At 67.6% G+C, this 7,606-nt stretch carries 10 protein-coding genes and 1 tRNA gene; 3 read left to right on the forward strand and 8 right to left on the reverse strand.

Translation table 11 applies throughout. The features are described from left to right. A partial coding sequence (locus tag ACY5KJ_RS15065; protein ID WP_462203635.1) for an ABC transporter ATP-binding protein occupies window positions 1-1,818 on the reverse strand: 1,818 nt, incomplete at its 3' end. 583 nt (window positions 1,819-2,401) lie between these two features. Here ACY5KJ_RS15065 and ACY5KJ_RS15070 point away from each other — a divergent pair. Next, a tRNA-Lys gene (locus tag ACY5KJ_RS15070) sits at window positions 2,402-2,474 on the forward strand. Between the two features lie 171 nt (window positions 2,475-2,645). Here the strand turns inward: ACY5KJ_RS15070 and ACY5KJ_RS15075 are convergent. The 4 genes from ACY5KJ_RS15075 to ACY5KJ_RS15090 form a co-directional block, all read right to left on the reverse strand. Next, entirely contained in the window at window positions 2,646-2,906 is a 261-nt protein-coding gene (locus ACY5KJ_RS15075; RefSeq protein WP_462188400.1) for a tyrosine-type recombinase/integrase, read from the reverse strand. Continuing rightward, entirely contained in the window at window positions 2,884-3,651 is a 768-nt protein-coding gene (locus ACY5KJ_RS15080) for a site-specific integrase (RefSeq protein WP_462188399.1), read from the reverse strand. The genes ACY5KJ_RS15075 and ACY5KJ_RS15080 overlap by 23 nt, the downstream gene beginning before the upstream one ends. Beyond that, window positions 3,651-3,854 carry a hypothetical protein gene (locus tag ACY5KJ_RS15085; RefSeq protein WP_462188402.1) on the reverse strand — a complete coding sequence of 68 codons (204 nt, stop codon included), beginning with the start codon at window positions 3,852-3,854 and terminating at the stop codon, window positions 3,651-3,653. Before ACY5KJ_RS15085 ends, ACY5KJ_RS15080 begins: the two co-directional genes overlap by 1 nt. A 121-nt stretch (window positions 3,855-3,975) precedes the next feature. Then, the gene (locus ACY5KJ_RS15090) at window positions 3,976-4,206 is read right to left on the reverse strand and encodes a hypothetical protein (protein WP_462188398.1); all 231 of its coding nucleotides are present in this window, start codon (window positions 4,204-4,206) and stop codon (window positions 3,976-3,978) included. Between ACY5KJ_RS15090 and ACY5KJ_RS15095 the strand changes: the two genes are divergently transcribed. Continuing rightward, the gene (locus tag ACY5KJ_RS15095; protein ID WP_462203636.1) at window positions 4,146-4,508 is read left to right on the forward strand and encodes an ISAzo13-like element transposase-related protein; all 363 of its coding nucleotides are present in this window, start codon (window positions 4,146-4,148) and stop codon (window positions 4,506-4,508) included. The genes ACY5KJ_RS15090 and ACY5KJ_RS15095 overlap by 61 nt on opposite strands. Here the strand turns inward: ACY5KJ_RS15095 and ACY5KJ_RS15100 are convergent, their stop codons facing one another. Next, window positions 4,509-4,853, reverse strand: coding sequence for a hypothetical protein (locus tag ACY5KJ_RS15100; protein ID WP_462203638.1), 345 nt, complete (start codon window positions 4,851-4,853; stop codon window positions 4,509-4,511). A gap of 390 nt (window positions 4,854-5,243) precedes the next feature. On the opposite strand from ACY5KJ_RS15100, the gene ACY5KJ_RS15105 reads away from it, so the two are divergent. Next, entirely contained in the window at window positions 5,244-5,654 is a 411-nt protein-coding gene (locus tag ACY5KJ_RS15105; RefSeq protein WP_462188396.1) for a RidA family protein, read from the forward strand. Window positions 5,655-5,683: 29 nt separating this feature from the next. Here the strand turns inward: ACY5KJ_RS15105 and ACY5KJ_RS15110 are convergent, their stop codons facing one another. Next, window positions 5,684-5,848 (reverse strand): hypothetical protein, encoded by a 165-nt coding sequence (locus ACY5KJ_RS15110; protein ID WP_462188395.1) that lies wholly within the window; start codon window positions 5,846-5,848, stop codon window positions 5,684-5,686. Next, window positions 5,827-6,471 (reverse strand): IS630 family transposase, encoded by a 645-nt coding sequence (locus tag ACY5KJ_RS15115; RefSeq protein ID WP_462203639.1) that lies wholly within the window; start codon window positions 6,469-6,471, stop codon window positions 5,827-5,829. The genes ACY5KJ_RS15110 and ACY5KJ_RS15115 overlap by 22 nt, the downstream gene beginning before the upstream one ends. Window positions 6,472-7,606: the final 1,135 nt, after the last annotated feature.

Below are 7,606 nucleotides of genomic sequence, written 5' to 3' on the forward strand. Positions count from 1 at the left end.
GTCGGGGGACGGGGACGGGGACGGGAGCTGGTCGGGAAGGCCCTCACCGGGGCCGGCGAGCAGATGGCGGAACAGAGGACATCGGGCCGTCAGTTCGGCCTCGGTCCCGACGTCGACGATCCGGCCGGCGTCGAGCACGGCGATCCGGTCGGCGAGGCGCAGGGTGGAGCGCCGGTGCGCGATGAGCAGGGCGGTGCGGCCACGCATGATCGTCCGGAGCGTGTCGTGGATCTCGGCCTCGATCCGGGCGTCCACGGCCGAGGTCGCGTCGTCGAGGAGCAGGACGCGGGGATCGGTGAGTAGCGCGCGGGCGAGCGCGACGCGCTGGCGCTGGCCACCGGAGAGGGTCAGGCCCTGTTCCCCCACGACGGTGTCATAGCCGTCGGGCAGGCCGCGGATGAAGACGTCCGCCTGCGCCGCCTGCGCGGCCGCGACGATCTGGTCATCCGTGGCACCCGGCCGACCGTAGGCGATGTTCGCGCGCACCGTGTCGGAGAACAGGAAACTGTCCTCGAAGACGACCCCGATCTGCGCCCGCAGCGACGACAGTGTCACCGTGCGGATGTCCACACCGTCAAGCCGGACCGTCCCGGCCTGGGGATCGTAGAACCGCGACAGCAGCATCGCGACCGTCGACTTGCCCGAACCGGACGTGCCGACGAGGGCGACCGTCTCCCCCGGCTCGATCCGCAGGCTCACGTCCCACAGCGCGGGGCGGGACGGAACGTAGCCGAACGTGACACCGTCCAGGTCGACCAGCCCGCGGACCCGGCCAAGGCGCACGGCGCCCGGCCGGTCCGTGATCGCCGGCTGCGAATCGATGATCTCGAAGATGCGTATCGTGCTGGCCTTGGCCTGCTGGCCCACGGTGAGCAGACCGGCGAGGGTCCGCGTCGGCCCGATCAGGGCGCCAAGATAGGTGCTGAACGCGAGGAAGGTGCCGAGGGTAATCCGGTCCGTCAGCGCCAGCCAGCCGCCGAGCGCCAGCACCGCGACCTGGCCGAGCGCGGGAACGGCCTGCATCGCCGCACCGAACCTGCTGGTGATGCGCACCGCACGCATCCGAAGCGCGAACAGCCACCGGGCGTCCACCGCCAGCCGGTCCAGCTCGCGGGCCTCCTGCCCGAGCCCCTTCACCACCCGGACGCCGGCGACGGCCTCCTCGACCACTCCGGCGACCTCGCCGGCCTGCTGCTGCGCCGCCCAGGTCGCCGGGAAGACCGTGCGTCGGGCGCCGTAGCCGACGATGAACAGCGCCGGCCCCAGCGCGAGCGCGATGACGGTGAGCAGCGGGGACAGCCAGGCCATCACCACAAGGGACACGACGAAGAGCACCAGGTTGCCGCTCATCATCGGCAGATAGGACAGCAGACCCTGGACCACGGTGACGTCCGAGATCGCCCGGCTCACCACCTGCCCGGTCTGGAGCTGGTCCTGCCGGGCCCCGTCGAGGCGCTCGATGGCGCTGAAGACGGCGTCGCGCAGGTCGTACTGGACATCGAGGGAGAGCCGGCCACCGACGTAGCGTCGGACGAACGCGGCGGCGAAGACGACGACCCCGGCCCCGAGCAGAATGGCGACATAGGGTGCAAGAGAGTGGCGGTGCGTGACGACGACGTTGTCGATGACCTGCCGCTCGACCAACGGGACGGCGGCCGTGACGAGCGTGCCGAGCAGCGCGGCGCCGAAGGCCAGGGCGGCGTTGCGGCGGTACACGAGGATCTCGCGGAGGATCCTGCGCAGCCAGCCGACCGCCGGTTTCTCCGGCCCGGCATCCTCGGCTTTCTCCTCGGTGGCCGTAGGTGAACCGGGAGCCACCGGGGAGCCGGGGGCGGCAGGCCCCTCGGCTGGTTGGGGCCGTGGGCGTGGACTGGGCAACTGCGATCGCTCGACGGGACCCGGACCCGGGTGCGGGCTGGGGTCCGGCCGATCCGGCGGTCCGTGCGAGGGACGGGCCGTGTCAGCGGACGATGCTTCGGAGCTCGCGGTGGGCCTCCAGGTCGTCAGGTCCGATTCGGTACCCGCGTGACGCCGGTCCGGATCGGACGCGAGGGAAGGGACGAGACGCCAAAGCCACCGCGTCCCGGCCTCACCGCGGTGTCCCGGCCTGACCGTACGTCCGGCAGGCCCGCGGCGTCGGCCACGTCATGTCTATCAGCGAAACATTCCTGGAACCCCGCTGATGCCCGTTACGGCTCCGAGCCGAGACCACAGGCAGCCCCGGGACCCGGGCAAGATCCCGGGTAAGACCGGCCCCGGAGGACACGCAGGGACCCGGAGCCGCCGCCACCAGTGATCTCCAAGGTGGCCGCCGCTACCGAGCGCCGTGCCTGCACCCCCGGCCACTCGTCTCCAGTGCCTGGTAGAGTTCTGCATGTCGCCGCGGGGACGCGGAGGCAACGCGCCGCTAGCTCAATTGGCAGAGCAGCGGACTCTTAATCCGCGGGTTCGGGGTTCAAGTCCCTGGCGGCGCACCCGTATCTACCAGGTCGCATGACTCTCGGTAGTCTCTTCCAGAAGGTCTCTGTACCCACTTCTGTACCCCAGCCTCTCTATGCCCTGATGGATGCCCTGATGGCAGACGCCCCGGGCGCTGCAAGGTACACAGCCATCCCGGGGCGCCGCCGATTCGCTCGGGTACACGGTCAGCCCGCGAGCTCCTCCCCGCCCTCCTCTTCGTTCGTCTGATCGACATCCTCTTCGTCGTCCGCCTGATCGCCGAAGATCCGGTCGAGCCGGCCGACCGCGTCGCGCTGGGTCTCCGGCATTACGTGGGTGTAGGTGTTCATGGTGAGCTGGATCGTGGAGTGCCCGAGCAGCTCCATCACCGTCCGCGCCGCTACACCCTCGGCAAAGAGCATCGACGCGAAGGCGTGGCGCAGATCATGCAGCCGCAGCCACGGCAACCCGGCCTGACGGCAGGGTCTGCCGGACGTGCAGCGTCGCTCCGTCGATGTCGACGTCCGTCCAGCGCAGGCCGAGGATCTCGCCACGCCGTAGCCCGAGCATCAGTGCGCAGGCGAAGACCGCTTCCAGCCGCTCGCCGCGGAGCACATCGACGAGCCGGCGCGCCTCTTCCGGGCGCAGGGCACGGACCTCGCGATGCGGTGTCGGTGGCGCCTTGACCGCTTTCGCGACGTTGCGCGCCACGAGGTCCAGCCGTTCGGCCTCCGCCAGCGCGTTGCGGATCAGGCTGTGCACGTGGCGGACGCTCCCCGCCGACAGCCCCGACTTCTTCGCCGCCGCGACGAGCCGCCGCACGTCCAACGGGGTCATCTTGTCGAGCTGCACACGGCCGATCATCGGCACGATATGCGTGGTGATCAGCCAACGGTAGGCCCGCAGCGTCGACGCCCGCGTTCCGTCGTCCTCCTTGATGGCGAGCCACTCCGTCAGCCACACCGCGACCGTCCGGCGCTCTGCCGTGACGTTGACGCCGAGTTCGGCCGCATTCCTGACCTTGGTGAGCTTCTCGCGGCATTCCTTCTCCGTCTTGCCGTAGACGGTCTTACGGACGCGCTTCCCGTCCGCCCAGCCGAGATCGATGCGACCGACCCACAGGCCGTCGCTCGCCCGCTGAAACAGCGCCCCCTCACCCTGGGAACGCCGCCGCTTCCGCCGGTCCTTCCCGGCCCCCTCCCCCGCGGCCATCAGGCGACATCTAGGGGGTTGCCGTCGGGCCATTCGACGTTGTCGTACCACGGGCAACCATAGCGGCTGTCGCCCATGTCGCAGGCGAATGTCGTCTCACCGTCGGGTTGTGGGTATTCGCGTCCCTGGCCGTTCTTCCACCGGTCGAGATGCTCCCGAAGCGCCTGGACCGGCGTGATCCGCGGTGGTATTTCCTCATTGATGGAGTAAACGTTCGGAAATGGGTGCAGTTCGGCTCAGGTGAGATCGTCAGGGTGACGGTCGCCAGGTGGTGGGCTGGCGTTGATCAATAAGAGGACTCCTTCTCGTTACATTCCGTGGCGACTAGGCCATGGAAGCGGCAACGGGAAGGAGCCTGGGTGTCAGGCTACGGGGAGTCCGCGGTCGAGGCGTCCCCCGGCCCAACCGGCCGGCCAGTACCCCGTTCGCCGCCGTCAGGTCCGCGTTCGCCGCGGCGAGCTTCTCGACGATCGCCTTCAGCTGGCTGTTCTGCCGTGCCTGCCAGAGGACAAGCCAAACCAGCGCGTCACGCGACGGACCGTCCGGATCAGGCACGAAGCAATCAAAGTGGGTCCTCAACCCGTGCGCGGCGTCGACACACGGCCAGACCCGACAAGCCCACACAGCCGGACCACTCGGCCCAGCCGTCACAGCCCGCTACTGCCACCCCGAAAGCAGCACCCTCCGCGAGGGCACTGAACGTTTACCTCGTCGTCCGGTGCGCACTCGACCCGGCCGACTACCCGACAGGGATCAAGCTATCCAAGAAGGAACAGGAGGAGATTCCGTTCGAGCGCGACAGTTTCCACGGCGAGTGGAACTACACGTTCACTTCCCGTAGACCCGATATAGAATAATCAAGTTATTTCAATGCAACTCCTCAGCCCCGTCTCCGCGACGACCCCGTTCTCGCCGTCTTCGTTCGGGATATTCATACCGATGGTGCGGCTCTCAACCGACGGTGGCGTAGTCGCGAGATCATCCGCAGTCGGCGGGTCGGCTCCGATTGGTTCGTCGGGCTCGGGTTCCTCTTCATCTACCGCCGGTGCCTGGTCAAGCAGGGATTCGGGATCATCGACCTCGAAGTCTTGGACCGTCGCATGGAACGGAACGCTGGTGTCATCGTCTGGGGCTAGGACCACCATCTCGGCAGGGTCAAGAGGCGCCTCAACGTGTACACCCTGTACATCGGCGGTCATCACCGACACGTCCGGGAGTTCGATGTCTGGAAGCCCAATTTCCGGCAGATCGATCTCTGGTAGATCGATCTGTGGAAGGGTGGGATCGACAGCGGGCGGCTCGTCGCGGTCCCAATCCTCATCGGGCGCGACTCCGTGAGCGGGGCGGGGAACGACGGTCGGCGCAACAACTGATCAGCCCACGCACGCGAGATGCCGAGCCACTCGGCGATCTCCCGAAGATTCACGATCCCTGCCACACCGCCGAACGGTAGGGCTAGCATCGCTGCTACTAGTGCTGCTCCGCGTAAGTTCGTGGAGAGTAGTTCACGGTCGGTGATTGTGGGTTCGGGTGAGGGGTGGGTTTGCGGAAAAGGTGAGCGTTGTGTTGGTCAAGTCGCGAGACTCGCGTGTATGACGGCTGAGATCACGCGCATCAATCCCGCTCAGCTCCATGCGACTCCGGGGTATCACCACATCACCGTCGTGGAGGCGGGCCGGACGGCGTTTTTGGCGGGGCAGTGCCCGCTCGACCGTTCAGGGGCGCTGGTGGGTCCGGGGGATCTCGACGCCCAGATCGACCAGGTGGCAGCCAACGCCGTCGCGGCCCTGCGCGCGGTGGGCGTCGGGCCGGATCACGTCGTCCGCTCGGTGATCTATGTGGTCAGCGACGATGTCGGGATTCTGGGTACCGCCTGGCGGCGCCTGACCGATTCGGTCGTGGGGCCGGCGTTCACCACCGCGAGCACGCTGCTGGGAGTCGCCCGGCTCGGTTTCCCCGGGCAGCTGGTCGAGGTCGACCTGACAGCGGCCCTGCCCGGCTGACCGCGTTCCTGCGGATCGGGTCGGGTGGGTCAGGCCGTTTCCTTGAGCGGGGTGCCCTGGTAGGTCCAGCGGAAGGGGCGGGCGTGTTCGTTGCGCCGGATCGTCCAGGCATCGATCTTCTCGATCAGGTCGTCGCGGCTGGTGAAGTCGCCGTTGCGGAGGACGGCGCGGGTCAGGGCGGAGAAGACGAGCACGACCTGGTTGAGCCAGGAGGCATGGGGCGGGGTCCAGTGGACGTGCCAGCGCGGGTGGCGGCCAGCCACGCCCTGGTGTGCTTGGCCGTGTGCGCGGAGCCGTTGTCGAGAACCACGTGGATGTCCTTGTCGCGTGGCAGGAGCCGGTCGAGCCGGTCCAGGAAGACGGTGAAGGTCACGGCGTTGTTGCGCTGGATGGTCTCGATCAGGGTCTGCCCGGTGGTGATGTCCAGGGCGGCGACGATGGAGGCGGTGCCGTGGCGGCGGTACTCGCACTCGCGGCGGGCGGCTCGGCCTGGTGCGGCGGGCTGGGAGGGGTAGCGGCGCTCGCGGGCCTGGATCGCGGTCTTCTCGTCGATGGACAGCACGATCGCGCCTTTCGGCGGAGTGCGGTACAGGGCGCAGATGTCGCGGACGCGGTTCCAGAAGTCGGGGGTGTCGCGCCGGGTGAGCCATCCGGTCACCTTGTGCGGCTTAAGGTCCAGGCCGGCCAGGATCCTGCCGACCTGAGAGGCGGATATCGGGGCGAAGACGATGCCCGCGACCTGGGCGGCGATCGCCGCATGAGTCCAGGTGGCGGCGAGCCCGGGCGGGGTGCTGGTGGCCGCGGCGACCACCGGCACCGCCGCACACCGTCCCGAGCCCTCCACCATAACCAAAGATCATGGTGGAGGGCCGGTCGCAGGCGGCGGGATGGGGCCGTGCCGAAGAACCCGCCCGAGTCCATGCAGCACCATCTGCGCCAGCGGCTGAACACCCGCGCTCACGAACGCTGACCGCAACTGGCCCGGGTCCACATCCGCTTCCGAGCCGGATTCGCCTACGTCGACGGCGAGTTGAAGACAAGACTGCTACTCCCCACGCACCACGTCCGTGGACTCTACTCATGGGCGGGCAGTCGATACCCGTTCAATGTGGCCGGGCGTGTTGCCGAGCTGACCTATAGCCGTAACCCGTTCGCGATAAAATGTTACCCGCCATTCTATGCCCGGACATCCACGCGCCTGGCCCAACCCGCGTTGTCACTTCAGGCGCGGCGTCAGGTCGTCAACTCGTCAACGGCGGGGATGGGTGACGTGATGCGACCGTGGCGACCTCGGTTGCCGCGAGGCAGGAAGTATGGGCCCGAAGCGGCGGGGCATCAACCCACGGCAGTACTGGCGCTGATATTCGTATCAGCCGATCTCAATTGTCGATGGCTGGCGCCGGACGCAGAACGCCGATCACCCACTCGTATCGGCTATGATTAGCTCGAAGCTAGCGGAGGTCGGTATTTCGTCGGCATGTTCAGCTGCCTAGGCTGCCGCGCCCGGCGAACGGGGTGCCGCCGATGGCTTACCAGGACGTTCGCGACAGTTACAGAAAGGACACGGTCATGACGTTCGCATTGTCATCCGGATCGACGGCCGTATCTTACACCGGGACCCGTCGGCGAGGATAGATCAGGAGCGGCATCGGGCACGGCGTCCAGAGTCGGCCCTGGGAAACTGGATGTTTTCCGGCTGGCCAGCCGCGGAGACCCTATACACCCTCCGTACGCTCCGCGAAAAGACCGTTTCCACCTGCTGCCCCTCGGGGAGGAACCTGTCGTTGTATCCCGAGAATTTGTTGAGGCCGTCTGCTGACGGACCAGAGGAGCGTACTCAGTAGACAAGATCCAAACAATCGAGGAGCTACACACCGCAGCATCCGATCTCACCGGACTCACCGACTTCGGCCCGTCGGACTATCTGGAAGGGCTCTAGTACTCCAACCCGA

It is taken from the genome of Frankia sp. CcWB3, assembly GCF_977927595.1.

What these genes read in the sequence shown, in the direction of transcription:
- ACY5KJ_RS15080 (WP_462188399.1), bottom strand. Translation starts at nt 3,651, where the DNA reads ATGGCCGCGGGGGAGGGGGCCGGGAAGGACCGGCGGAAGCGGCGGCGT.
- ACY5KJ_RS15105 (WP_462188396.1), top strand. Translation starts at nt 5,244, where the DNA reads ATGACGGCTGAGATCACGCGCATCAATCCCGCTCAGCTCCATGCGACT.